This is a genomic window from Agrobacterium sp. LAD9 (genome assembly GCF_003031125.1).
Lineage (GTDB): Bacteria > Pseudomonadota > Alphaproteobacteria > Rhizobiales > Rhizobiaceae > Agrobacterium > Agrobacterium radiobacter.
The window spans coordinates 25,028-49,431 of the sequence record NZ_PHGS01000023.1 but is presented as its reverse complement, the minus strand read 5'-3'; the positions used below and the strand labels follow the sequence as shown (position 1 = coordinate 49,431).

The 24,404-nt window shown below is 60.1% G+C and carries 20 protein-coding genes; 14 read left to right on the top strand and 6 right to left on the bottom strand.

The genetic code is table 11. The features are described 5' to 3' along the window. The 6 genes from DA915_RS21510 to panB form a co-directional block, all read left to right on the top strand. Positions 1 to 969, top strand: a 969-nt coding sequence (locus DA915_RS21510) for a carboxyl transferase domain-containing protein (protein ID WP_305765031.1), incomplete at its 5' end; no start/stop codon positions are given. A 7-nt stretch (positions 970 to 976) separates the two neighbouring features. Further along, complete coding sequence (locus DA915_RS21505) at positions 977 to 2,968, top strand: acetyl/propionyl/methylcrotonyl-CoA carboxylase subunit alpha (protein WP_107677262.1); 1,992 nt, start codon at positions 977 to 979, stop codon at positions 2,966 to 2,968. A 1-nt stretch (position 2,969) separates the two neighbouring features. Continuing rightward, complete coding sequence (locus tag DA915_RS21500) at positions 2,970 to 3,881, top strand: hydroxymethylglutaryl-CoA lyase (protein WP_107677261.1); 912 nt, start codon at positions 2,970 to 2,972, stop codon at positions 3,879 to 3,881. A 5-nt stretch (positions 3,882 to 3,886) separates the two neighbouring features. Further along, a complete protein-coding gene (locus tag DA915_RS21495; RefSeq protein WP_107677260.1) occupies positions 3,887 to 4,657 on the top strand; it encodes an enoyl-CoA hydratase-related protein in 771 nt (256 codons plus the stop codon). Positions 4,658 to 4,809: 152 nt separating this feature from the next. Further along, the gene (gene panC, locus DA915_RS21490) at positions 4,810 to 5,688 is read left to right on the top strand and encodes a pantoate--beta-alanine ligase (RefSeq protein ID WP_107677259.1); all 879 of its coding nucleotides are present in this window, start codon (positions 4,810 to 4,812) and stop codon (positions 5,686 to 5,688) included. Further along, a complete protein-coding gene (gene panB, locus DA915_RS21485; protein ID WP_003506997.1) occupies positions 5,685 to 6,524 on the top strand; it encodes a 3-methyl-2-oxobutanoate hydroxymethyltransferase in 840 nt (279 codons plus the stop codon). The genes panC and panB overlap by 4 nt, the downstream gene beginning before the upstream one ends. Positions 6,525 to 6,725: 201 nt before the next feature. On the opposite strand, the gene rhaI is transcribed toward panB, so the two are convergent. Beyond that, positions 6,726 to 8,018, bottom strand: a complete 1,293-nt coding sequence (rhaI, locus tag DA915_RS21480) for an L-rhamnose catabolism isomerase (protein WP_107677258.1) — start codon at positions 8,016 to 8,018, stop codon at positions 6,726 to 6,728. A gap of 188 nt (positions 8,019 to 8,206) precedes the next feature. Next, positions 8,207 to 10,303: a bifunctional rhamnulose-1-phosphate aldolase/short-chain dehydrogenase gene (locus DA915_RS21475; protein WP_107677257.1), complete on the bottom strand. Its 2,097-nt coding sequence runs from the start codon at positions 10,301 to 10,303 to the stop codon at positions 8,207 to 8,209. Between the two features lie 200 nt (positions 10,304 to 10,503). On the opposite strand from DA915_RS21475, the gene DA915_RS21470 reads away from it, so the two are divergent. From DA915_RS21470 to DA915_RS21435, 7 genes are all read left to right on the top strand, one after another. Beyond that, positions 10,504 to 11,334 (top strand): DeoR/GlpR family DNA-binding transcription regulator, encoded by an 831-nt coding sequence (locus DA915_RS21470; protein ID WP_003507004.1) that lies wholly within the window; start codon positions 10,504 to 10,506, stop codon positions 11,332 to 11,334. A gap of 47 nt (positions 11,335 to 11,381) precedes the next feature. After that, a complete protein-coding gene (gene rhaS / locus DA915_RS21465) occupies positions 11,382 to 12,392 on the top strand; it encodes a rhamnose ABC transporter substrate-binding protein (RefSeq protein WP_003507005.1) in 1,011 nt (336 codons plus the stop codon). Between the two features lie 224 nt (positions 12,393 to 12,616). Then, the gene (locus DA915_RS21455; protein WP_192886628.1) at positions 12,617 to 14,152 is read left to right on the top strand and encodes a sugar ABC transporter ATP-binding protein; all 1,536 of its coding nucleotides are present in this window, start codon (positions 12,617 to 12,619) and stop codon (positions 14,150 to 14,152) included. A 13-nt stretch (positions 14,153 to 14,165) separates the two neighbouring features. Beyond that, entirely contained in the window at positions 14,166 to 15,167 is a 1,002-nt protein-coding gene (locus DA915_RS21450; RefSeq protein ID WP_003507007.1) for an ABC transporter permease, read from the top strand. After that, a complete protein-coding gene (locus DA915_RS21445) occupies positions 15,164 to 16,174 on the top strand; it encodes an ABC transporter permease (protein ID WP_003507008.1) in 1,011 nt (336 codons plus the stop codon). The genes DA915_RS21450 and DA915_RS21445 overlap by 4 nt, the downstream gene beginning before the upstream one ends. 3 nt (positions 16,175 to 16,177) lie before the next feature. Next, positions 16,178 to 16,501 (top strand): L-rhamnose mutarotase, encoded by a 324-nt coding sequence (gene rhaM, locus DA915_RS21440; RefSeq protein WP_020812004.1) that lies wholly within the window; start codon positions 16,178 to 16,180, stop codon positions 16,499 to 16,501. Further along, the gene (locus tag DA915_RS21435) at positions 16,498 to 17,880 is read left to right on the top strand and encodes an FGGY-family carbohydrate kinase (protein ID WP_107677256.1); all 1,383 of its coding nucleotides are present in this window, start codon (positions 16,498 to 16,500) and stop codon (positions 17,878 to 17,880) included. Before rhaM ends, DA915_RS21435 begins: the two co-directional genes overlap by 4 nt. Positions 17,881 to 17,935: 55 nt before the next feature. On the opposite strand, the gene DA915_RS21430 is transcribed toward DA915_RS21435, so the two are convergent. The 4 genes from DA915_RS21430 to DA915_RS21415 all read right to left on the bottom strand — a co-directional run bounded on the left by DA915_RS21430 (position 17,936) and on the right by DA915_RS21415 (position 22,333). Continuing rightward, positions 17,936 to 18,772 carry an alpha/beta fold hydrolase gene (locus tag DA915_RS21430; protein WP_107677255.1) on the bottom strand — a complete coding sequence of 279 codons (837 nt, stop codon included), beginning with the start codon at positions 18,770 to 18,772 and terminating at the stop codon, positions 17,936 to 17,938. Positions 18,773 to 19,025: 253 nt separating this feature from the next. Beyond that, on the bottom strand, positions 19,026 to 19,721 hold the full coding sequence (locus DA915_RS21425) for an FkbM family methyltransferase (RefSeq protein WP_107677254.1): 696 nt from the start codon (positions 19,719 to 19,721) through the stop codon (positions 19,026 to 19,028). 161 nt (positions 19,722 to 19,882) lie between these two features. Further along, positions 19,883 to 21,805 (bottom strand): bifunctional diguanylate cyclase/phosphodiesterase, encoded by a 1,923-nt coding sequence (locus tag DA915_RS21420; RefSeq protein ID WP_223564893.1) that lies wholly within the window; start codon positions 21,803 to 21,805, stop codon positions 19,883 to 19,885. A 21-nt stretch (positions 21,806 to 21,826) separates the two neighbouring features. After that, positions 21,827 to 22,333 (bottom strand): molybdopterin-dependent oxidoreductase, encoded by a 507-nt coding sequence (locus tag DA915_RS21415; protein WP_003507019.1) that lies wholly within the window; start codon positions 22,331 to 22,333, stop codon positions 21,827 to 21,829. A 616-nt stretch (positions 22,334 to 22,949) separates the two neighbouring features. Between DA915_RS21415 and DA915_RS21410 the strand changes: the two genes are divergently transcribed. Further along, complete coding sequence (locus DA915_RS21410; RefSeq protein ID WP_031233430.1) at positions 22,950 to 24,386, top strand: NAD-dependent succinate-semialdehyde dehydrogenase; 1,437 nt, start codon at positions 22,950 to 22,952, stop codon at positions 24,384 to 24,386. The last annotated feature ends 18 nt before the right edge of the window (positions 24,387 to 24,404 follow it).

Genomic DNA, 24,404 nt, shown 5'->3' with positions numbered 1-24,404 from the left:
GGCGGCCCGCCGCTGGTGAAGGCTGCAACTGGTGAAGTGGTGAGCGCGGAGGAACTGGGCGGCGCGGATGTGCATTCGCGGCAATCGGGCGTCACCGATCATTACGCCCATGACGACCGCCACGCGCTTTCACTGACCCGGCGGATCGTCTCCACGCTCAACCGCCGCAAACAGGTGGAGCTGGACATTCGCGAACCGATGGAGCCGCTTTATCCGCCGGATGAACTTTACGGCATCGTTCCCGCCGATACGCGAAAACCCTTCGAGGTCCGCGAGATCATCGCACGTCTGGCGGATGGTTCCGAATTCGACGAATTCAAGGCGCTTTACGGCACCACGCTGGTCTGCGGTTTCGCCCATATTCATGGCTATCCCGTAGGCATCATCGCCAATAATGGCATTCTCTTCTCGGAATCGGCGCTGAAGGGCGCACATTTCATCGAACTCTGCTGCCAGCGCGGTATTCCGCTGGTCTTCCTGCAGAACATCACCGGCTTCATGGTCGGCAAGGCCTATGAGGCCGGCGGCATCGCCAAGGATGGCGCAAAGCTTGTCACCGCCGTCGCATCGGCAAAAGTGCCGAAATTCACCGTCATCATCGGCGGCTCCTTCGGTGCCGGCAATTACGGCATGTGCGGTCGCGCCTATTCGCCCCGCTTTTTGTGGATGTGGCCCAACGCCCGCATTTCGGTCATGGGCGGCGAACAGGCGGCCTCTGTTCTGGCACAAATCCGCCGCGATGGTATCGAGGCCGATGGCCGCCACTGGTCGAAGGAAGGCGAAGAGGCGTTCAAGCAGCCGATCCGGGAAAAATACGAGCGGGAAGGACATCCCTATTATGCCAGCGCGAGGCTGTGGGATGACGGCATCATCGATCCCAGGGATACCCGCCTCGTGCTTGGCCTCGGTCTCTCCGCCGCGCTCAACGCACCGATAGAACCCACCCGTTTCGGCATATTCAGGATGTGAGGCGACCATGTTCTCGAAAATACTGATCGCTAACAGGGGCGAAATCGCCTGCCGCATCATCCGCACCGCCGCCAAGATGGGCATACGCACCGTTGCCGTCTATTCGGATGCCGACCGTGACGCCATGCATGTGGCACTGGCCGACGAGGCAATCGCCATTGGCCCCGCGCCCGCGCGTGCTTCCTATCTCGACGGCGAAAAAATCATCGCCGCCGCAAAAGCGACCGGCGCGGAAGCGGTCCATCCGGGTTACGGTTTCCTCTCGGAAAATGCCGGTTTCGCCGAAGCCTGTGCCGCCGCCGGTCTTGTTTTCATTGGCCCGCCGGCAGCAGCGATCCGCGCCATGGGCGGGAAAAGCGAGGCAAAAGCGCTGATGGCGAAGGCGGGCGTTCCCGTCGTTCCCGGCTTTCACGGTGAGGATCAGGCGGAAGAGCGGCTGCGCAGTGAAGCGGATGCCATAGGTTATCCCGTTCTGCTCAAGGCCTCGGCCGGCGGCGGCGGCAAGGGCATGCGCATCGTGCGGAAGAAACGCGAATTTGCGGCGGAACTTGCGGGCGCAAAACGCGAAGCGCTGGCCGCCTTCGGCAATGACCGCATGCTGATCGAAAAATATCTGGAGCGGCCGCGACATGTGGAAGTGCAGGTCTTTGCCGATGGCCACGGTAATTGTTTCTCACTTTTCGAGCGCGATTGCTCGATCCAGCGCCGCCACCAGAAGGTCATAGAGGAAGCCCCCGCCCCCGGCTTGCCCGATGCGCTCAGGCAACGCATGTATGAAGCGGCGGTCGCCGCCGCCCGCGCCATCGACTATCGCGGCGCGGGAACGGTGGAATTCCTGCTCGACCCTTCCGGCGAGTTCTATTTCATGGAAATGAATACAAGGCTTCAGGTCGAACATCCGGTGACGGAATATATTACCGGCCTGGATCTGGTCGAATGGCAGCTCCGTGTTGCGGATGGTGAGGCACTGCCGCAGGACTGGGCCGATCTCGGCATAAATGGTCACGCCATCGAGGCCCGGATTTATGCCGAAGACCCGGCGTACGATTTCCTGCCGTCGATCGGCACGGTGAGCCAACTCATTTTTCCCGATCAAGGTCCTCACGTCAGGATAGACAGCGGCATCCGCGCCGGCGACGCCATTACCGTGCATTACGATCCGATGATCGCCAAGCTGATCGTCTGGGATCGTGATCGCCCATCGGCGGTGCGGCGTCTGCGGTTGGCATTGGAAAATCTGGCGATCTGTGGCGTCACCAGCAATGCCGCCTTTCTGACCCGGCTTGCGGGACTGGAGGCCTTCGCAAAAGCCGAACTCGACACAGGCTTCATAGCCCGCAACGATGTCGTGCTTTTTGCCCCGGCCCCGAATGACGGGAACGAGATAGCGATGGCCGCGCTTGGCCTGCTGCTCTCGCGGCAGAAAAACGGAAAGTCAGGTTCAGAGGCCGATCCCTATAGCCCGTGGAACACGGCAGCCGCCTTCCGCCTCAACGCGCCGTCGCGGGAAACGCTGTATTTCACCTTTGAGAACCAGCCGCTTAACGTCGGCGTCACGCATGAGGCGGACGGTTTTTCGCTTGCCATCGACGGGCGGACGATCAGCGCCCATGGCAGCCTCTCGGACGACGGCAAATTCCGTGCAACCATGGAAGACAGGAAAAGGCAGGGCCATTTCTTTGCAGAAGGCGGCAGTTACGCGCTTTTCCTGGATGGCGAACATTATCGCATCGCCCAGCCTGATCCCGTCGATATCGAGGATTCCTCCACCCACACCGGTGGTCTGGAAGCACCCATGCCCGGCGTTATCCGCGCTTTGCTGAGCCATAACGGTGCTGCGGTTGAAGCCGGCGAGGCGCTTGTGGTGATGGAGGCGATGAAAATGGAGCACACGATCCGTGCACCGGCGAAAGGTACGGTCACGGCCATCAATTGCGTCGAGGGCGATATGGTCGCGGCCGGTGCGGTGCTGGTGGATTTCGAACCGGAGGGGGCGTGACATGAGCTGGCCCCGAACGGTAAAAATCGTCGAAGTGGGCGCGCGCGACGGCCTGCAGAACGAAAACGCCGAGGTTCCAACCGCCATCAAGATCGAGCTGATCGAACAGCTGGCCGCAGCCGGATTGACTGCGGTGGAAGCGGGCGCTTTCGTCTCGCCCAAAAAAGTGCCGCAAATGGCAGGCTCGAAGGAGGTGTTTCAAGGCCTCGAACGACGATCCGGCACCGCCTATCCGGCGCTCGTTCCCAATATGAAAGGTTTCGAGGCCGCCATTGATGCCGGCGTGACGGAAATCGCCGTTTTTGTGTCCGCCTCCGAAGGCTTTAGCCAGCACAATATAGGCTGCTCGCGCGCCGAAAGCCTCGAGCGCCTGCGCGATGTCGCGGAGGCGGCGGGCGGGCGAAACATCCTCATACGCGGTTACGTTTCCTGCATTGCCGGCTGCCCCTATGACGGCGCGGTCGCGCCCGATGAGGTGGCGGCGATGGCCGAGGCGCTTATCGCGCTTGGCTGTTACGAAATCTCGCTCGGCGATACGATCGGCATCGGCACGGCCGCGCATATTCGCAAAATCATCGAACGGGTGTCGGCCAACATTCCGCGCAAAAAAATCGCCATGCATTTTCACGATACCTATGGCCAGGGCGTCGCCAATGTGCTGGCCTCGCTGGATGAAGGTATCTCCGTCTTCGACAGTTCCGTCGCCGGGCTGGGCGGCTGCCCCTTCGCGCCGGGCGCCAGCGGGAATGTCGCCACCGAAGACGTCGTTTACCTGCTGCAGGGGCTTGGCATTAAAACCGGTATCGACCTGATGGCAGTGGCTAAAACCGGCGACTGGATCAGCCGGCATCTCGGCAGACCGAATGCAGCCCGCGCCGGCAAGGCGCTGCTTGCGGCAAGACAGGAAGGGTAACGCGCATGGCGGATGAACTGCTGAGCGAAAGGCGCAAGGACGTTCTCTGGCTGACACTCAACCGGCAGGAGGTGCACAACGCGTTGAATGCTGCGATGACGGACGCCCTGGCGAAGGCCATCCGCGCGGCATCGAGTGATGGTGGCCTGCGCGCCGTGGTGATAACGGCCGCGGGAGACCGCAGTTTCTGCTCAGGGGCAGACCTCAAGGAAAGCGCCGGCGGCATGTTCCTCTCGCCTGATGGAACGAACCCCATTGCCGATGTGATGCGCGCCATCGAGGGCTGCGACAAGATCGTCATGGCCCGCATCAATGGCCGGGTTCTGGCTGGCGGGCTTGGCCTCGTCGCCGCCTGTGATCTTGCCTATGCCGCCGCTCATGCCGAATTCGGTTTGCCGGAAGTGCGCGTCGGGCTTTTCCCGGCCATGGTGGCGGCAAAGCTGCTGGCGAAGGTGCCACTGGGCCAGCTTCAGGAAATGGCCTATCTCGGCGTCGCGATCAGCGCTGCTGACGCGGAGCGTCTTGGCCTCGTCACTCGGGCCGTCCCGTCGGCCGAACTCGACGGCGTGGTTGAGGATGTTCTCGCCCGGCTGCGGCAGAATGCGCCGGGCGCGATCGCGGCCGGAAAGGCGGCATTGCTGAAGATGCGCGATATGTCGTCCGCCGAACGGCTTGCCTTTGCCGAAAGCGTCATTGCCACGATCAGCGGTAGCAACGAGGCGCGGGAGGGGCGATTGGCCTTTGCCGAAAAAAGGAAGCCGCACTGGGTGGAGTGATCGCCGCCGCGCTGCCCGAGGACCGATTTTTTTCGAAAGTCGTCCTGGGGTCAATCGATATAATCCCGATGCGTGCGTTGACCCCGTTGGGCAAATCGCGTTCTATCCAGCACCTTTCGCCGGACCGCGATTGGGGGAGCCGGAGGAGACCCATGCAGCTTGTAAAAACCGTCGCCGAATTGCGGGATGCCACCGCTGCCTTTCGCCGTGCGGGCAAAACCATCGGCTTCGTGCCGACCATGGGCTTTCTCCATATCGGCCATCTGACGCTTGTTGCCCGATCCAAAGCCGAAAACGACGTGACCGTGGTTTCGATCTTCGTCAACCCGCTGCAATTCGGCGCGAATGAGGATCTGGCCCGTTACCCGCGCGATCTCGCCCGCGACAGCGCATTGCTGGAAGAGGCTGATGTCGACATTCTTTTCGCGCCCGAAGTCTCCGAGATGTATCCGCGCCCGATGCAGACCGTCGTGGATGTGCCCGAACTGGGCAGCCAATTGGAAGGCGCGGTGCGGCCGGGGCATTTCGCCGGCGTTACGACCGTCGTGACCAAGCTTTTTAACCTCGTCCAGCCGGATGCCGCCTATTTCGGTGAGAAGGACTATCAGCAGGTGACACTGATCCGCCGCATGGTCGAGGACCTCGCCCAGCCGGTCAGGGTCGTGCCCGTCGCCACCGTGCGCGAGGCCGACGGGCTCGCCTGTTCCTCGCGCAATGTCTATCTAAGCCCCGCAGAACGCGCCGGCGCCGTGATTGTGCCGCGCGCGCTGGATGAGGCGGTACGCCTTTATGGTGAAGGCTTCGACGACCCCGCCGCATTCGAGGCAGCCATAGAAAAATTCATCGCCGCCGAGCCGCTGGCGTCGCCGGAAGTCGTCGCGGTGCGCGATCCCGATACGCTCGCCCCCGTTGCTTCATTGCAGGCGGGACCGGTGCTGGTGGCGCTGTTCGTCAGGGTCGGAAGTACACGGCTTCTCGACAACCGCGTCATCGGGCGCGTCAAGATCGATCAACGGGAGGCTGCCCAATGAGCGCCCATGGAAAACACAAGCGGCTGACAACAGCCTCCATCCGGCAGATGAAAGGCGAGGCGCGCATCGTCTGCCTCACCGCCTATACGACGCCGATTGCCCGCCTGCTCGATCCGCATTGCGATCTGCTGCTGGTCGGCGATTCGCTCGGCATGGTGCTTTATGGCATGGACACGACGGTCGGCGTCACTCTGGACATGATGATCGCCCATGGCCGCGCCGTCATGCGAGGCGTCGAACATGCCTGCGTCATCGTCGATCTCCCCTTCGGGACCTATCAGGAATCCAAGGAACAGGCGTTCCGCAACGCCGTGCGGCTGATGCAGGAAACCGGCTGCGACGGCGTGAAGCTGGAGGGCGGCGAGGAGATGGCGGAGACCATCGCCTTTCTGGTGGCGCGCGGCATTCCCGTCTTCGGCCATGTCGGGCTGATGCCGCAGCTGGTGCACACCGCCGGCGGTTTCCGCTCGCTCGGACATTCGGACGCGGAAACGCAGAAGATCTGGCGTGACGCGATTGCAGTCGATCAGGCCGGCGCCTTCGCCATCGTCGTGGAAGGCACCGTCGAGCCGCTGGCCCGGGAACTGACCGAAAAACTCGCCGCGCCGACGGTCGGCATCGGCGCATCTCCGGCCTGCGACGGGCAGGTGCTCGTTTCCGACGACATGCTCGGCCTTTTCACTGACTTCAAACCGAAATTCGTCAAGCGTTTCGCCGATCTAGGTTCAACCGTTTCGGAAGCGGCGGCAAGTTATGCAGATGAGGTGCGCTCCGGGGCGTTTCCGGGGCCGGAGCATACGTTTCAGGTTCGCAGGCAATCGCCTTCGCGCGATTGAAGGATCCGGACTGACTTGCTGGACAACGCCCTGACTAAAACTCGGTGTCATCCTCGGGCTTGACCCGAGGATCCATGGCGTGGGGGCTCTGGATCCTCGGGTCAAGCCCGAGGATGACGGAGGAGAGGTTGAGGCGACGCTGTCAGCTCTCAGCGGTATATTCGGCCTGATCGCAGGCTTTGCATCCAGCAAAGCGAACGACTACACAATCCCGCCACTACCGCCAACCGAAGCCGGGCGCTCCGCCGCAACCTGCTTGCGATAACCACTCGCCCGATAGGTCGCCACCGGATCGATAGCGCCGCCCGCCAGCTGCCGGGCCTTGGCGAGGATCGGCTCCACATCGGTACGGTAAGCCCTTTTCAGCATATCTGATGCCATCAGCGCATCATTATCCTGCTGATAGCCGTCGAGAGCCGCGCGATCCACCAGCAGCGCCTGCGCATAGGCGCGGCGGATTTCGTTGGCGCTGGAAATCAGGCTTTCGATCGGGTCTGTCACATTGTGCGACTGGTCGATCATATGGGCGGGATGGAAACCCTTCACGCCGCGATATTCGGCATCCACCAGTTCGTTGAAAACGAGGAACAGGCGATATGGCTCGATTGAGCCGGCATCCAGATCGTCATCGCCGTATTTGCTATCGTTGAAGTGGAAACCACCGAGCTTGCCGAACTGGATGAGCCGGGCGACGATCATCTCGATATTGGTGTTCGGCGCATGGTGGCCGAGATCAACGAGGCAGAAGGCCTTTTCGCCGAGCGTATTGGCAATGAGGTAATTGGTGCCCCAGTCCTGCACGACAGTGGAATAGAAAGCCGGCTCATACATCTTGTGTTCGGAAAAGATACGCCAGTCATCCGGCAGCGCCTTGTAGATATCGGCCATGGCGGCAAGATAGCGCTCGAAACTTCTGGTGAAGTTGCTCTGGCCCGGGAAATTGGAGCCGTCGCCCACCCAAACCGTCAGCGCCTTCGAGCCGATGGCCTTGCCGATCTCGATACATTCGATGTTGTGCTCGACGGCCTGCCGGCGCGTCGCGGCATCCGTGTGGCTGAGCGAACCATATTTGTAGGAATGGCTCTGACCCGGCGCGTCCGAAAACGTGTTGGAATTCATGGCATCGAAGCCGAGACCCAGCGCCGCGGCATGGGCCTTCAAACGCTTCGGGTCCTGTTTGTCCCACGGAATGTGAAGGGAGACGTTCGGCGTCGCCCGTGTCAACTGGTTGATGACAGCGCAATCATCCAGCTTGTCGAAAATACCGCGCGGCTCGCCCGCGCCGGGAAAACGGGCAAAGCGGGTGCCGCCGGTGCCAACGCCCCAGGACGGCACGGCGACGAAAAACTCCGCGACCTTGGCCGTGACTGCGTCGATATCGATATTGCGACGGGCCAGCTGGTTGCCAAGCGCCTGATAATCGTCCTTCAGCGCGCCAGCGCGTTTTTCGTTTTCGGCCGCGATGATGTCGGCGGCGATTTTCGTCTCGGTCATCTCTTCCTCCCGGGAATCGGTCCAGTGCATGCTAGTTCATCGCGCTCACCTCCGTCATTCCGGCCTTGAGCCGGAATCCAGCCGACGCACGTCTGTGCGGCGGAGAGAGTCTTTTCAGCCCAAGGACTTGGGCTGGCTGGATTCCGGCTCAAGGCCGGAATGACGGAAGTGAGAACGTGCCGAACGTCCTACCGCGTAAAGCTCTGCGCGTTGCCGGCATCGACATTGATGATGTTGCCTGTCGACTTGGCGGAAGCATCGGACGCCAGGAAGTAGATCGCTTCGGCGATGTCTTCCGGGAACACATTGAGCTTCAGCATCGAGCGCTTGCGGTAATGCTCCTCCAGATCGGTCACCTCGATCTTGGACGAGGCCGCGCGCTGCTCGCGCCACTCGCCGTTCCAGATTTTCGAGCCACGCAGCACGGCATCGGGATTGACGGTGTTGACGCGAATGCCCGCCTCCGCTCCTTCCAGAGCAAGGCAACGGGCAAGGTGGATTTCCGCTGCCTTGGCCGTGCAATAGGCGGAAGCATTGGGCGAAGAGGCAAGACCGTTTTTCGACGCGACGAAAACCACGTTGCCGCCGAGGTTCTGACGCCGCAGCAGGCGGAATGCTTCGCGCGACACAAGGAAATAGCCCGTCGCGAGAATATCTATATTCTTGTTCCACATGGCAAGCGTCGTGTCTTCCACCGGCGCGGAGGAAGCAATGCCGGCATTGGAGACGAGAATATCCACGCCGCCGAATTCCACGCTCGCTTCCGCGAAGGCGGAAATCACGGCATCTTCCTTCGTCACGTCAAGCTTGACGGTACGCACCGCATCCGCGCTGTAGTGCTTGACGAAATCGCCCTTGGCTGCTTCCAGCGCCGCCTCGTCAATATCGGCCAGCACAACGCAGGCACCCTCGGCCGCCAGCCGTTCCGCCGTCGCCCGGCCGATGCCGCCGGCTCCACCGGTAACGAAGGCCACGCGGCCGGCAAGGCTTTTCGGCTTCGGCATGCGCTGAAGTTTCGCTTCTTCCAGCAGCCAATATTCGATGTCGAAGGCTTCCTGTTCGGGAAGGCCCTGATATTCGGACACGGTGGAAGCGCCGCGCATGACATTGATGGCGTTGACGTAAAATTCACCGGCGATACGCGCCGTCGCCTTGTCCTTGGCAAAGGACAGCATGCCGACGCCGGGGATCAGAAAGATCACGGGGTTCGGATCGCGCATCTTTGGTGAATTGTCGTGGCGGCACGCCTCATAATAGCGGCTGTAGTCGGCCCGGTAAGCCTCCAGCGCCTCGTCGAGACCCGCCGTCAACGTATCCACATCGGGATTTGCCGTATCGAGATCGAGGATCAGCGGGCGGATTTTCGTGCGCAGAAAGTGATCGGGGCAGGATGTGCCGAGTGCACCCAGCGGCTTCAGATTTTTCGAATTGACGAATTCGAGAACCGCATCCTGGTCGTCGAAATGGCCGAGCTTGCGTTCCTCACGGCCGATGCGGCCACGAATTTCCGGCATCAGCCGGGAGGCGATGGCGCGGCGTTCGGCAACCGGCAGGCTTTTTGCCGTGGCACCGCCGAAAATCGTCTTTCCTTCGGTTTGCGCAGCGAACCATTCAATCGCCTTGTTGATGATGGCGAGCGTCAGTTCGTAACACGCCTTGGCGTCGTTATCCCAGGTGAACAGGCCGTGGCTTTCCAGCACGACACCCTTGGCCTTGGGATTGGCTTTTACGAAAGCCTCCAGGTCGAGGCCGAGCTGAAAGCCCGGACGGCGCCAGGGAAGCCAGCCAATGTCATCGCCGAAGATCTGCTGCGTCAGCTCTTTCGAGTTTTTGGAGGCGGCAATCGCGATGATCGCATCGGGATGCATGTGGTCGACATGATCATAAGGCACGAAACCGTGCAGTGGCGTATCGATGGAGGCCGCGCGCGGATTGAGGTTGAAGGTGCAATGCGGCAGGAAGCCGACCATGCGATCCTCGTCCTCCACACCCTTGTAAATGCCCTTCAGCGCTTCCAGCTTGTCGAGATAAAGCGTCGCAAAACCATCGAGCTTGATGGTGCCGACATCGCCGCCGGAGCCTTTCACCCACATGACGCGGACCTTTTCGCCGGTCAGCGGATCGGTTTCGAGCACCTTCGCGGATGTGTTGCCGCCACCGTAATTGGTGATGCGCTTGTCCGCACCTAGCAGATTGGAGCGATAAAGCAGCTTGCCCGGCTCATCGAGCGTCTTGGCGTAAGCATCGTCCCAACGGCTTTCGAGAAGGCGGGATTTTCCCGTCATGTCTTCCTCCCAATATCTGTCTGCATTCGCGGAGCCGATACCGGCCCGCCTCCTTTGATGGCAGATATCGCGCATCCAAAAGCACAATGTCAATCAAAAACGATCATAAATTTTCATGTTGCAGCGCGATATTGATTAATTTGATCGTTCTTGATTGACAACGTAAAGAGATTGCGAATAATCACGACCAGGAGGACCCCATGCACGAACGCGAACGCCATCGCATCATCTTGAGCGCCACACAGGAAAAAGCTGTCGTGACGGTGCAGGATATTGCCGAACTGACGGATGCGTCGGAAGCGACGATCCGCAGGGATATCGCGTCGCTGCACGTTCAGGGCAAGTTGCGCCGCGTGCGTGGTGGAGCCGAAGCGGTACATCCGCCGCAACTCGGCAATCTCGCGGCAAGGCCGTTCCGTGTATCCGAATCGGTCAACATCGACAAAAAACGCGCAATTGCGCGCAAGGCGGTTGATCTCTGCAATGATGGCGATGCGATCATCCTGAATGGCGGCACGACGACATTCCAGATGGTGCACTACATGGCGGCGCGCCGTCTGCAGGTGATGACCAATTCCTTCGCGATTGCGGAACATCTGGTCAAGCATTCCAAATGCAATGTCAGTGTGCCGGGCGGCGCGATCTATCGCGACCAGAGCCTCATCCTGTCGCCTTTCGAGAATGATGCGATCCGCAATTTTTATGCACGACGCATTTTTCTCGGCGCACAGGGCGTGGGTGCGCTCGGCATCATGGAATCCGACGCACTGGTCATCCAGAGCGAGCAGAAGCTGATGCGACAGGCGGAAGAACTGATCGTGATGGTCGATTCTTCGAAATTCAGAAAACGATCCAGCCTCATTTTATGCCCGCTCGAAAACGTCTCGACCATCATTACCGATGACGGGATTTCCGATGAGGCGGCGAGGATGGTGGAAGATGCCGGCGTCGAATTGCTGATCGCCGGCGCGGTGAAGGATGGCAAGACAGCCACCCCATCGGATGAAGAGGATTCTTCTTCGGTCGCCTGAGGAGCACCGGAGGGAGGAAAAAGGTTCAAAACGGGAGGAAAAGGGACATGAAACTTACACGCAGAACATTGACGAGCGCTCTGGCGCTCAGCGCGGCGCTCTCCGTCGCTGGACTGGGCGGCGTTGCCCAGGCAGCCGATGTGAAGATCGCACTGGTGGTCAAATCGCTCGGCAACGGCTTTTTCGAAGCCGCCAACAAGGGCGCGCAGGAGGCCGCAAAAGACCTCGGCGGCGTCGAGATCATCTATACCGGCCCGACCAGCACCACGGCGGAAGGCCAGATCGAAGTCATCAATTCGCTGATCGCGCAGGGTGTCGACGCCATCGCCATTTCCGCCAATGACCCCGACGCCGTGGTTCCGGCGCTGAAAAAGGCGGCGCAGCGCGGCATCAAGGTCATTTCCTGGGATTCCGGCGTAGCGCCTGAGGGCCGCATTCTCCAGCTCAACCCCTCGTCCAACGCACTGATCGGCAAGATGTGCCTACAGCTTGCCGCATCACATCTGGAAGGCGGCAAGGGCGATTTCGCCATTCTTTCGGCCACCACCACCTCCACGAACCAGAATATCTGGATCGACGAGATGAAAAAGCAGCTGAAGGATTTCCCCGGTCTCAACCTCGTCACCACCGTTTACGGTGACGACCTTGCCGACAAGAGCTACCGCGAAGCGCAGGGCCTGCTTTCCTCGCAGCCGAATGTGAAGGTCATCGTCGCACCGACGACGGTTGGCGTTCTCGCCGCCTCGCAGGCCGTGAAGGATGCGGGCAAGATCGGCCAGGTGTTTGTGACCGGCCTTGGCCTGCCGTCCGAGATGGCCGGCGCCATCAAATCAGGCGCGACCAAGGAATTCGCCATCTGGAACCCGATCGACCTCGGTTATTCCGCCACCCAGATCGCCTATCGCCTTGTGAAGGGCGAGGCAGACGGCAAGCCGGGCTCGGAAATCGAAGCGGGACGGATGGGCAAGATCAAGGTTGGCGAAAACAGCGAAGCTGCAATGGCCGATCCCTTCGTTTATGACGCGAAGAATATCGATCAGTTCTCGAAGATTTTTTGACCTGAGTAGCAGCTAACGGCGAGCGGAGGGCACCCCCCTCTGCCCTGCCGGGCATCTCCCCCTCAAGGGGGGAGATCGGCCGGAAGAGAACGCTCGCTCATCCTCAACGTTGGAGATGGCCGAGAGGTCGCCACATATCGATCTCCCCCCTTGAGGGGGAGATGCCCGGCAGGGCAGAGGGGGGTGCCCCTCACCGCTTCAATCAAAACTGACCGGTAAGACGGATGATGCGTATCGAAACGAAAATTTTAGATGTCGCCGAGGCTTCAAATTCAACGCCCATTCTGGAAATGCGCGGCATCAGCCAGATATTCCCCGGCGTCAAAGCGCTGGATGGTGTCGATATCGCGCTTTATTCCGGCAAGGTCACCGCTCTGATCGGCGAGAACGGTGCTGGAAAATCCACGCTCGTCAAAATCCTCACCGGCATTTACCGTCCTAACGAGGGCGAAATCCTTCTCGATGGCCAGCCTGTCCATTTTCACAGCGCGCAAGACGCCATCGATGCCGGTGTCACCGCCATTCACCAGGAAACCGTGCTGTTCGATGAGCTCTCCGTCGGTGAAAACATCTTCCTCGGTCATGCACCAAAAGGCCGTTTCGGCCTCATTGACTGGAAGACCATCAATGCGCGCGCAAAGGTTCTGCTGGAACAGCTCGAAAGCACCATTGATCCGACGATCCGGCTGAAGGACCTGTCCATTGCCCAGCGCCATCTCGTCGCCATCGCCCGCGCGCTGTCGGTCGAGGCACGGATCGTCATCATGGACGAACCGACGGCTGCTCTTTCCCGCAAGGAAATCGACGATCTCTTCCGCATCGTCGAAAATCTGAAGCGGCAGGGCAAGGCGATCCTCTTCATCAGCCACAAGTTCGACGAAGTCTATGAGATCGCCGAAAATTACGCCGTGTTCCGGGACGGCAAGATGGTCGGCGCGGGCAATCTCGCCGCCACGCCGCAGGACGAAATCGTACGCCTGATGGTCGGCCGCGATGTCACGAACGCCTTTCCGAAACAGGCCGTCACCCTCGGCCCGACGGTTCTGTCGGTCCGCGACTATTCGCACCAGACCGAATTCCGCGATATTTCGCTCGATCTGCGCAAGGGCGAAATTCTCGGCCTTTACGGGTTGATCGGCGCCGGGCGTTCGGAACTGTGCCAGTCGCTTTTCGGCATTACTCGCCCAGCCTCCGGACAGATTACCCTCAATGGCGAACCGCTCGTCATCCGTTCGCCGGAGGATGCGATCCGCGCCGGTATCGTTTATGTGCCGGAAGAGCGCGGCCGCCACGGTCTCGCGCTCGAAATGCCGATTTACCAGAACATGTCGTTGCCCTCCCTCACGCGAACCTCGCGCAAGGGATTTCTGGCCGCGGCCAATGAATTCGCGCTGGCGCGCAAATATGCCTCGCGGCTCGATCTGCGCGCCGCCGCCCTCTCGGTGCCCGTCGGCACGCTTTCGGGCGGCAACCAGCAGAAGGTGGTGATCGGCAAATGGCTCGCCACCCAGCCCAAGGTCATCATTCTCGATGAACCCACCAAGGGCATCGACATCGGCTCCAAAGCCGCCGTGCATGGCTTCATCAGCGAGCTTGCCGCCGAGGGGCTCTCCATCATCATGATTTCATCCGAACTTCCCGAAATCCTCGGCATGTCCGACCGCGCCATCGTGATGCGCGAAGGCCTGATGGCGGGCCAGTTCGAACGCGCCGATTTTTCTCCGGAAAAGCTGGTGCGCGCCGCCACCGGCAATGCCTGAGAGGGGCAAAACCATGCAACGTCTACTCAAAAATCGCGAATGGCTGCTGGCGGGCATCATCCTCATCATGATCGCCGGTTTTGCGCTGCGCGCGCCCGGTTTCGGCCGGCCGGCCAATCTCGTCAATATCTTCAACGATACTTCCATCCTTATCATTCTGGCGCTGGGCCAGATGGCGGTCATTCTCACCAAATCCATCGATCTCTCCGTTGCCGCCAATCTCGCCTTTACCGGCATGGCGGTGGCGATGACCAATGCCGCCTTTCCGGGCATTCCGCTGCCGCTTCTCATCGTCATGGCGGTCGGCATCGGCGCTTTTCTCGGTTCGCTTAACGGCGTACTGGTCTGGTGGCTCGGCATTCCGCCCATCGTCGTCACGCTCGGCACGCTTACCATCTATCGCGGCATGGCATTCGTGCTTTCAGGCGGCGGCTGGGTGAATGCGCACCAGCTTTCGCCGACCTTCCTCAATGTGCCGCGCACCATGATCCTCGGCATGCCTGTCCTTTCCTGGGTGGCGATCCTCATCATCGCTGGCGCCTGGCTGGTGCTCAGCCGCACCTCCTTTGGCCGCTCGGCCTATGCGTCGGGCGGTAATCCGAGCGCGGCCGTCTATGCGGGCATCGATGTGGGCCGCACGCGCTTCTTCGCCTTCGTGCTGTCAGGCGCACTTGCCGGCCTCGCCAGCTATCTCTGGGTATCGCGTTATGCGGTTGCCTATGTCGATATCGCCGCCGGTTTCGAGCTGGACAGCGTGGCGGCGAATGTGATCGGCGGCATCTCGATTGCCGGCGGCATCGGCTCGGTGGCAGGTGCGGTGCTCGGCGCGCTGTTCCTCGGCGTCATCAAGAACGCCCTGCCCGTCATCGGCATCTCGCCCTTCGCGCAGATGGCGATTTCCGGCGTGGTGATCGTGCTCGCCGTCGTCTTCAACGCCCGCGCCGAAGCTCGAAAAGGCCGCATCATCCTGCGTGACCGCGCCGCAGCCGATCAGGCCAAGGAGGCCGCAGCATGAGCACGCCATCTCAACCGACGCAGAACGCGCGCATCATTCCAGACAAGCTCGGCACGCCACTACGCCGCATCATGGCCAGCTGGGAAGTGCTGCTGCTTGGCGTTGCGATCCTCATCTTTATCGCGAATTCGCTGGCCTCGCCCTATTTCCTCAATGCCTGGAACCTGTCGGACGCGACTTTCAATTTCACCGAAAAGGCGATTATCGCCTTCGCCATGGCGCTGCTGATCATTGCCGGTGAAATCGATCTTTCCGTCGCCGCCATCATTGCGCTCGCCTCCACCGCCATGGGCGCTGCGGTGCAGATGGGCATCGGCACGCCGGGCCTCGTCGCCATCGGCATCGGCACCGGGCTTTTATGCGGGGCATTTAACGGTTTTCTGGTCGCAGGGCTGAAACTGCCGTCCATTGTCGTCACCATCGGCACGATGAGCCTGTTTCGCGGCATTTCCTACATGGTGCTGGGCGATCAGGCCTATGGCAAATACCCGGCCGATTTCGCCTATTTCGGTCAAGGTTACGTCATCTCCGTCATTTCCTTCGAATTCGTGCTGTTTATCGTCATGGCAATCCTCTTCGCCATCCTGCTGCACGCCACCAATTTCGGCCGGCAGGTCTATGTGATCGGCAACAACCCGTTCGCCGCCCGTTTCTCCGGGATTCCCGTTGAACGCGTGAAGTTCATCCTGTTCCTGCTCACCGGCCTAATGAGCGGCATCGCTGCCGTCTGCCTCACCTCGCGCCTCGGCTCCACCCGCCCGTCGATCGCTCAAGGGTGGGAGCTTGAGGTGGTGACGATGGTGGTGCTGGGCGGCGTTTCCATTCTCGGCGGTTCCGGCACCATCGCAGGTGTGGTCATCGCGGCCTTCGTCATGGGCCTCGTCACCTTTGGGCTTGGGTTGCTCAATGTGCCTGGTATCGTCATGTCGATCTTCGTCGGCCTGCTTTTGATCATCACCATCGCCATCCCCATCGTTGTGCGCCGCCTTCGGGCCATGAGAGGCTGAGCCATGCCGGAATTCGAAAAACACGCCTTCAGGATGAAACTCTTTGCCGGAAAAGAGGCCGAATATAAAAAACGCCATGACGAGATATGGCCGGAACTGGTGGCGCTGCTGCATGAGGCGGGCGTCAGCGATTATTCCATCCATCTCGACCCGGAAACCAGCATCCTTTTCGGCGTGCTGACGCGGCCGAAGAACCACGGCATGGCGGCACTGCCCGACCATCCCGTGATGAAGAAGTGGTGGGCGCATATGGCTGACATCATGGAGAGCAATCCGGACAATTCGCCCATTGCGAAAGATCTGGTGACGGTGTTCCATCTGCCATGAACGACAGCATCAAACCGGGCCGTGTCGCGGTCATCGATATCGGCAAGACCAATGCCAAGGTCGTCGTCATCGACACCGGCAGCGGAGAGGAGATTGCTGCCGAGAAACAGGCGAACCCTGTCCTTCGCGATGGAATTTATCCGCATTACGATGTGGAAATGCTCTGGCGCTTCATTCTCTCCGCCCTTCAGCGGTTCGGCCAGCAGCACGGTTTCGATGCGATTTCCATCACCACCCATGGCGCTTCGGCAGCGCTTCTCGATGGGAACGGCGATCTCGCCATGCCCGTGCTAGATTATGAACACAGCTACCCCGCGGCCATTCAGGAAGCCTATCGTGGCATCAGGCCCGATTTTGCCGAGACCGGCTCACCGCAGCTTCCCGCCGGGCTGAACCTTGGCGCGCAAATCCATTTCCAGAAAGAGGCCTTTCCGGACGATTTCTCCAGAGTGCGAAGTATCGTCACCTATGCGCAATATTGGGCGGGGCGGCTGACCGGCGTTCAGGCCACGGAAACGACTTCGCTCGGCTGCCATACGGATCTCTGGAACCCGCGGCGGAAGAATTTCTCCTCGCTCGTCGCGCGTCTCGGCATCGAGCAGCTGATGGCGCCGGTTCGCTCCGCTTTTGATGTGCTGGGAACAATCCGCCCATCGCTGGCAATGGAAACCGGCCTTTCGCCGCATATGCCGGTCTATTGTGGCATCCACGATTCCAACGCGTCGCTCCTGCCGCATCTTCTGCGCCGGGACGGTGATTTTTCGGTCGTCTCCACCGGCACCTGGGTGGTGAATTTCGCCATTGGCGGCGCGGCGGGTGCGCTCGATCCCACCCGTGACACACTCCTGAATGTCGATGCTTTCGGCCGTCCCGTTCCCTCCTCCCGCTTCATGGGCGGCAGGGAATATGAAATGCTCGCGCAACAATTCGGGGCAGCGGAAGACGAAGCGATAGACGCGGCGCTCAGCGGCGTGGTTGCCAGAGGCATGATGCTGCTGCCGAGCGTCGTCAGCGGCTCCGGTCCATTTCCCGACAAGGCGGCGCGCTGGATCGGCGATGAAAATGCCACGGCTGCGGAACGGCACGCGGCGACGTCGCTTTATCTTGCCCTGATGACGGAATTCAGCCTTTCGCTCATCGGGCGGAAAGGTCCAATCCTTGTGGAAGGCCCCTTCGCCAGCAACGCCTTTTATCTGAAGGCGCTGGCCGGCTTTGCAGAGACGGAAGTAACGGCAGTCGAAGGGTCTACCGGCACCAGCGCAGGCGCGGCCCTGCTCACCGGCATCAAGCCGCTTGCCGGTCGCGAGCGCCATTTCACGCCGCACGATATTCCCGGCCTCACTTCTTACCGCAATGCCTGGCGAGGCCGTCTGGCCTGATGCGAAACAAAAAATGCGGCCGAATGATCGGCCGCATTATGATTATGAAGAAGGATCAGCCCTTGATGAAGGCCAGGAGATCGGCGTTCAGCACATCGGCGTTGACGGTGAGCATGCCGTGCGAGAAACCGGGATAGGTCTTCAGCGCGCCGTTCTTCAGGAGCTTCACGGCTTTCAGTGCGGAGTCGGCAATAGGCACGATCTGGTCGTCTTCGCCGTGCAGAACCAGCGTCGGAACGCTGATATTCTTAAGGTCTTCGGTCTGGTCGGTCTCCGAGAAGGCCTTGATGCCATCGTAATGGGCCTTTGCGCCGCCCATCATGCCCTGCCGCCACCAGTTCTGGATAACGCCTTCATGAACGGTCGCACCATCGCGGTTGAAGCCGTAGAACGGGCCGGCTGGCACATCGCGGAAGAACTGCGCGCGGTTTGCGGCGAGCGACGAGCGGAAGCCATCAAAAACCTCCATCGGCAAGCCTTCCGGATTGGCCTCGGTCTTCAGCATCAGCGGCGGCACGGCGGAAACGAGAACCGCCTTGGCGACACGGCCGGCGGGTTCGCCATGTTTGGCGACATAACGGGCAACTTCGCCGCCGCCGGTGGAGTGGCCGATATGGACAGCATTCTTCAGATCGAGAGCTTCGACGACGGCAAAGGCGTCGGCGGCGTAGTGGTCCATATCGTGACCGTCGGCAACCTGGGCGGAACGGCCATGACCACGGCGGTCATGGGCGACGACGCGAAAACCCTTGGAAACGAAGAACAACATCTGCGCATCCCAGTCATCGGAGCTGAGCGGCCAGCCATGGTGGAACATGATCGGCTGAGCGTCCTTCGGGCCCCAGTCCTTGTAGAAGATTTCGGTTCCGTCTGTCGTCTTAACAAAGCCCATGATCGTTTCTCCTTCGGTTGCGTTGGCATCTCCGGTGCAGCCTGTTGTGCGCCGGTTTGATGGAGAGATGATGACGCAGGATAACGGTTGCGACAATTGCAACAATAATTGAGAATGAATTGCTGTTTATGAAATTATCTTTTCGAACCGCATACCATTCCGGCACACGCGTCGACCCGCTCCACGCCCTCATGCACGGGTAAGAACGAGATGACAGGCGGACGGTTCCTTGAATTCGACGCGACCCTCGGCCTCAGTCAACCTCGGGATCGTATTCTCTCGGGCTCTCGTCCTTCGAGAACAGGACGCAGGGCCCGCGTGAACCGCGCGGATCATAGGCATATCCCTTGGCGGTCAGGGCCTGCATGATATCGCGAACCCCGGCGAGACCGTAAAGATGGTCATGCAGCTCCACGAATATCCGCTCCACGCCGGTCAGATCGGCCCTGCCGAGCAGGTCGCGTTCCGCGCCCTCGATATCCATGACAAGCGCGGTAATGCCCCGGCTGGCGATAAATTCATCGATATTGGCGGAGGAGACTTCGATGCGCTTTTCATAGGGGCCCTGGTTTTCGTCCATGGACGACATCCAGAGATCCTTGCGAACGTAAAAAGAATAGGAGCTCGGCTCGTCGGCGGTAAGAAGTCCCTGCGAAAACACGACATTGCCGCGGCAATTCGCCTTGATCACCCGTTCTGCCAGCGCCGCCGTGGAGGGGTTGGCCTCGAAAGCCCAGACGGAAACATCCTCAATGCCGGCAATGATCGACGTGATGATCCCGATACCGGAGCCCAGCTCCAGCACACGATCGCCGGGCTTGATGGCTTTCAGGACGCTGCGGGCCTCTTTCGCCTCGTAGCTGCCGTCGGTCAGCGCCTGCCAGATGACGGGCGACACCTCATCGGAAGAAAGAGGCAGGGCAACTCCATGCACGTCCAGTATTTCCATGTCTCAAGCCTTTTCGTAAAACCCGGCCGCTTCGTCGGAATGATCCCATATCGACCGGGAATGCTCTACAGCATCGTTGCGGCAACCGGTATCGGTTTTCGCAAGCAACAATATGACTTGGTAAAAATTCAAGATACGGCCGCCGTCAAACAGGCCCCGTCTCAGACGGAACTCCAGGCCACCAGCTCCTTGGCCGGCAATGGCCTGCTGATCAGATATCCCTGAACCTGATCGCATCCCAGACGCCTGACGCATTCATATTGCTCTTCCGTCTCGATACCTTCGGCAATCGTCGTCATCCGCAGACTGCGACCGACACCGACCACGAATTCCACGATCGCCAGCGCATCGCGGTCGCTGGTGATATCGCGCAGGAACGAGCGGTCGATCTTGATCTTGTCGAAGGGTACGCCGCGCAAGTTGGCGAGCGATGAATAGCCGGTGCCAAAATCATCCATGGCGATCTTGATGCCGACAGCCTTCAACCGCGACAGCGTATTGATCGTCTGGTCGCTCTTGTTGAGCAGGATCGATTCGGTGATTTCAAGCTCGAGCCGGCTCGGCTCCAGCCCGCTTTTCTCAAGCGCGCCCATGACGTTCTGGATGAGACTGGTGCTGTGGAACTGAACCGGCGACAGATTGACGGCCACCTTCATGTCCTCGTCCCAGCCCATCGCCTCGCGGCAGGCGGTCTCCATCACCCATTTTCCGAGCGAATGGATGAGACCGGTTCTTTCCGCCACGGGAATGAAAACGCTGGGCGGCACATCGCCCCGCACCGGATGTTTCCAGCGCAGCAGCGCCTCGAAGCCGCAGAGCTTGCGGGTCTGCGTCGCCACCTGCGGCTGGTAATAGACTTCCATCTCGTCGTTCTGCAACGCGGTCTGCAGATCGGCCTCGAAGGATTTCTTCTCGGTCAGCTGTTTCTGCATGCGGACCTTGAAAACGCTCGCCCGGCCGGGGCCGATAGCCTTGGCCTCATAAAGCGCCAAGTCGGCACGCTTGAACAATTCATCCGCATCGACGGCGCCGTGCGAAATGGCGATGCCGATGCAGGTGCCAATTTTGACCTCCTGCTCACCCAGCTGGTAAGTGCGGCTGATCTGGTCGATGAGCTTGGTGGCAAGGCGGCGGGCGGCGTCCTCGTTCAGATCGTCGGAGACGACGGCGAACTCGTCGCCGCCCAGACGGCAGACCATGTCATAATCGCCGCCGATGGCCGAAAGGCGCTGCGCCACGGCCTGAAGCAGCGCATCGCCCGCATCATGGCCGAGCGTGTCGTTCACGTCCTTGAAGCCGTCGAGATCGAGGAGAAGGATGGCCGTCGTTCCCGTACCGCCGAAGGATCGGCGCAATCTCTCGATCAATTCCTGCCGGAACAGCGCGCGGTTCGGCAGGCCCGTCAGCGCATCGTGATAGGCATCATGCTCGAGCCGGACATTTTTCGCCTGCAATTCCAGCGTGGCGGCACGTAGATCGTCCGTCAGGCCGCGCATGCTTTTCTGCGCGCGGTTCAGGAGGTCGTTCTGGCGAAGCAGCAATATGACAAGCGCTATACCGCACAGGATGAGGCCGCCTGCCAGCGCGGTGTAAACGATATGCAGCTTGCGCACATCCTCATGGGCCGTATCGATGAGATTGACGTCATAAGCGACGGAAGACGAGGCCAGCGTCGTCATCGGCGCGTCAAGTGCGCTCATTGCCGAAAGCAGATCCGGCACATCGGCCGGATTAAGGTTGTTCACCTGCTGCTCCAGACGGGCCAGAACGGCATCAAGACGGGTCACTAGATCCCGCCACTGCTGCTTTTCGTCAATGAAGGCGCCCAGATTGCCCTGCTTCAGAAGCTCAAGGCGGCTCAGCATGATGTCCAGACGCAGTTGCAACTCGTCCCGGTCGATCTTGCCGGGATTGAGCGCAAAGACGGCCAGCTTGTTCTGGAGGCGCAGATATTCGGCTACGGTCTGGCTGACGGCCCAGGAATCATTGTAGCGGGCGAATTTCTGCAGAGCGGTCTGCCGCTCGGCAATGACGAAAGCGATATAGCCCGTTGCCAGGACGAAGCAACAGATGATCACCGCCACAAGTTTTCGCAAACGGCACCTTTATTCCACTATCAGTTTGGCAACTTGCCATGCGGACCGCGAATAATAGGTCTGCTTCTGCAGCTCCGGGTCGCTGTCATAGGGATAGATGACGAACAACGGGCCTTTTTCGCGAACTGTCATGTAATTGCCGTCCAGCTTGATCGCCAGGATAACGTTAAATTTCTTAAAATCTTCAATAGGTATCGTGCTGACATAATCGTTGAGAGCGACCGCCGTGACGCTGGTGCCCTTTGCACCGACGACATCCATCAGTTTCGCCAGCGAGACACCATCGAAACGGACACGGCCGTCATGCCAGGGCGTCGTCGTCTCCACCGTCTCCATGCCGAGCGCTTCCAGCATGTCACGATCAAATACCGCGGCACCATCGGCATTCGTATTACTGATGTTTCCGGATATGGTTAATATCGGCTTTCCCTGCGGTTTGGCAATTTCCCCGGCTTCGGCACAGGAAAGCCACGCAAGCGACAAGAACGCACTGAGAAGTACCCGGGCGAAACTCATACTTTTTCTCCATCGATAACGTTCAGGTCGAGGGTTTTCACCAACCTTTGAAGGTCAAGGGAACCGACGTTAGCAATATATATCAGGAACTGATGTTATATCCTCACTGAGATTTTATCCGTATTTTCTCTAGGTTTTGAGTAAACCCTTTGGATAATTTTTCCGTCTTATTGTAGTTTTTTACACTCGACGCCCTGTTATGACGCAGGCGGCAAGCCCCGGAGACCCCTCCCGATAATTCGTCAGGTGCGACAAAGGCCGAATTGTGGCGAGAGCCTCGCCGTCGCCGCACAGGTTCATCTGATTCGCGTGAGGCGGCCGGGCAGGCGTCGCCCCATCTCCACGCCGGATTGAAATGACGAATGACAAATTCCGCATCATAGAAAAATCATGACGATTGCCGGAGCGCATGGTTGAAACATACCGCCCGGAACTTAATATAAAGGCTGTCGTTTCCGTTTCCGGCAATTCCAGAAGCCTCTTGTCGGAAATATCCAGACACATGTTCCGCGCAGCGAAAGCCGCGATGCCGGTTTCGTCCGGCCAGGACAATTCTGTTCACGTCTCCGGGCCGGACGGCTTCCGCCGTATCGGCCGCATCATGAAGGTAGCCCCTATGCACACCTATCCCGACATCAAACTTCTCATTGATGGCGAATGGCGAGACGCCGTTTCCGGCAAGACGATCGCCGTGTCCGATCCGGCAACCGACGAGATCATCGGCGCGATCGCGCACGCCGAGAAGGAAGACCTCGATCTGGCGCTTGCCGCCGCCGAGCGCGGTTTCAAGCTGTGGCGCGACACCTCCCCCTTCGAGCGCTCGAAGATCATGCGCAAGGCGGCCGATATCCTGCGCGAGCGCAAGGACAAGATCGCCTATATCATGACCCGCGAGCAGGGTAAGCCGCTGGCGCAGTCGGGCACCGAAATCATGGGCGCCGCCGACACCATCGACTGGTTCGCGGAAGAAGCACGCCGCACCTATGGCCAGGTCATCCCGGCCCGCGCGAGCGGTGTTTCGCAGCTTGCCATCAAGCTGCCGGTCGGCCCTGTGGCGGCGTTCACGCCGTGGAACTTCCCGATCAACCAGATCGTCCGCAAGCTTTCCGCAGCGCTCGCCACCGGCTGCTCCATCATCGTCAAGGCGCCCGAGGAAACACCGGCATCGCCGGCCGAACTCATTCGCGCCTTCGTGGATGCGGGCGTACCGGCCGGCGTCATCGGTCTCGTTTACGGTGTTCCATCCGAAATTTCGGAATATCTGATCCCGCATCCGGTCATCCGCAAGATTTCCTTCACCGGTTCCACGCCCATCGGCAAACATCTGGCCGCACTTGCGGGCAAACACATGAAGCGCGCCACGATGGAACTGGGCGGCCACGCGCCTGTCATGATCTTTGACGATGCCGATATCGACAAGGCGATCGAAGTGACCTCGCTTGCCAAGTTCCGCAATGCCGGTCAGGTCTGCGTCGCCCCCACCCGCTTCCTCGTGCAGGACGGCGTGGCCGATCGCTTCCTTGAAGGTTTCGTGGAAGCGACGAAAGCCATCAAGGTCGGCAACGGTCTCGAAGATGGCGTCATCATGGGCCCGCTCGCCAATGAGCGCCGCATTCCGGCACTGGAAGGCCTCATCAACGACGCCGTTTCCCATGGCGCAGAATTGAAGACCGGCGGCCGTCGCATCGGCAACAAGGGCAATTTCTTCGAGCCGACGGTTCTCGCCAATGTGCCCACCACCGCCAAGATCATGAATGACGAGCCCTTCGGCCCGGTCGCGATCATCAACCGCTTCTCGAGCTTCGATGACGCCATCACCGAAGCGAACCGCCTGCCCTTCGGTCTTGCATCCTACGCCTTTACCGGTTCGGTCAAGACCGCGCACGCACTTGGCCAGCAGGTAGAGGCCGGCATGCTGACCATCAACCATAATGGCCTTGCGCTTCCCGAAGTCCCCTTCGGCGGCATCAAGGATTCCGGTTATGGCACGGAAGGCGGCTCGGAAGCGGTTCAGGCCTATCTGGAGACCAAATTCGTCAGCCAGATGAGCTGAAGTTAGTTTGTCACGAAA

Bases quoted from the DNA above. Each gene is read 5' to 3' on its own strand.
- DA915_RS21430 (WP_107677255.1), bottom strand. From the start codon at position 18,772: ATGGGCTTTGTTAAGACGACAGACGGAACCGAAATCTTCTACAAGGAC.
- DA915_RS21455 (WP_192886628.1), top strand. From the start codon at position 12,617: ATGATGCGTATCGAAACGAAAATTTTAGATGTCGCCGAGGCTTCAAAT.
- DA915_RS21425 (WP_107677254.1), bottom strand. From the start codon at position 19,721: ATGGAAATACTGGACGTGCATGGAGTTGCCCTGCCTCTTTCTTCCGAT.
- DA915_RS21505 (WP_107677262.1), top strand. From the start codon at position 977: ATGTTCTCGAAAATACTGATCGCTAACAGGGGCGAAATCGCCTGCCGC.
- DA915_RS21445 (WP_003507008.1), top strand. From the start codon at position 15,164: ATGAGCACGCCATCTCAACCGACGCAGAACGCGCGCATCATTCCAGAC.
- DA915_RS21500 (WP_107677261.1), top strand. From the start codon at position 2,970: ATGAGCTGGCCCCGAACGGTAAAAATCGTCGAAGTGGGCGCGCGCGAC.
- DA915_RS21475 (WP_107677257.1), bottom strand. From the start codon at position 10,303: ATGACGGGAAAATCCCGCCTTCTCGAAAGCCGTTGGGACGATGCTTAC.
- DA915_RS21470 (WP_003507004.1), top strand. From the start codon at position 10,504: ATGCACGAACGCGAACGCCATCGCATCATCTTGAGCGCCACACAGGAA.
- DA915_RS21435 (WP_107677256.1), top strand. From the start codon at position 16,498: ATGAACGACAGCATCAAACCGGGCCGTGTCGCGGTCATCGATATCGGC.
- panB (WP_003506997.1), top strand. From the start codon at position 5,685: ATGAGCGCCCATGGAAAACACAAGCGGCTGACAACAGCCTCCATCCGG.
- rhaM (WP_020812004.1), top strand. From the start codon at position 16,178: ATGCCGGAATTCGAAAAACACGCCTTCAGGATGAAACTCTTTGCCGGA.
- rhaI (WP_107677258.1), bottom strand. From the start codon at position 8,018: ATGACCGAGACGAAAATCGCCGCCGACATCATCGCGGCCGAAAACGAA.
- rhaS (WP_003507005.1), top strand. From the start codon at position 11,382: ATGAAACTTACACGCAGAACATTGACGAGCGCTCTGGCGCTCAGCGCG.
- DA915_RS21415 (WP_003507019.1), bottom strand. From the start codon at position 22,333: ATGAGTTTCGCCCGGGTACTTCTCAGTGCGTTCTTGTCGCTTGCGTGG.
- DA915_RS21410 (WP_031233430.1), top strand. From the start codon at position 22,950: ATGCACACCTATCCCGACATCAAACTTCTCATTGATGGCGAATGGCGA.
- DA915_RS21495 (WP_107677260.1), top strand. From the start codon at position 3,887: ATGGCGGATGAACTGCTGAGCGAAAGGCGCAAGGACGTTCTCTGGCTG.
- DA915_RS21450 (WP_003507007.1), top strand. From the start codon at position 14,166: ATGCAACGTCTACTCAAAAATCGCGAATGGCTGCTGGCGGGCATCATC.
- panC (WP_107677259.1), top strand. From the start codon at position 4,810: ATGCAGCTTGTAAAAACCGTCGCCGAATTGCGGGATGCCACCGCTGCC.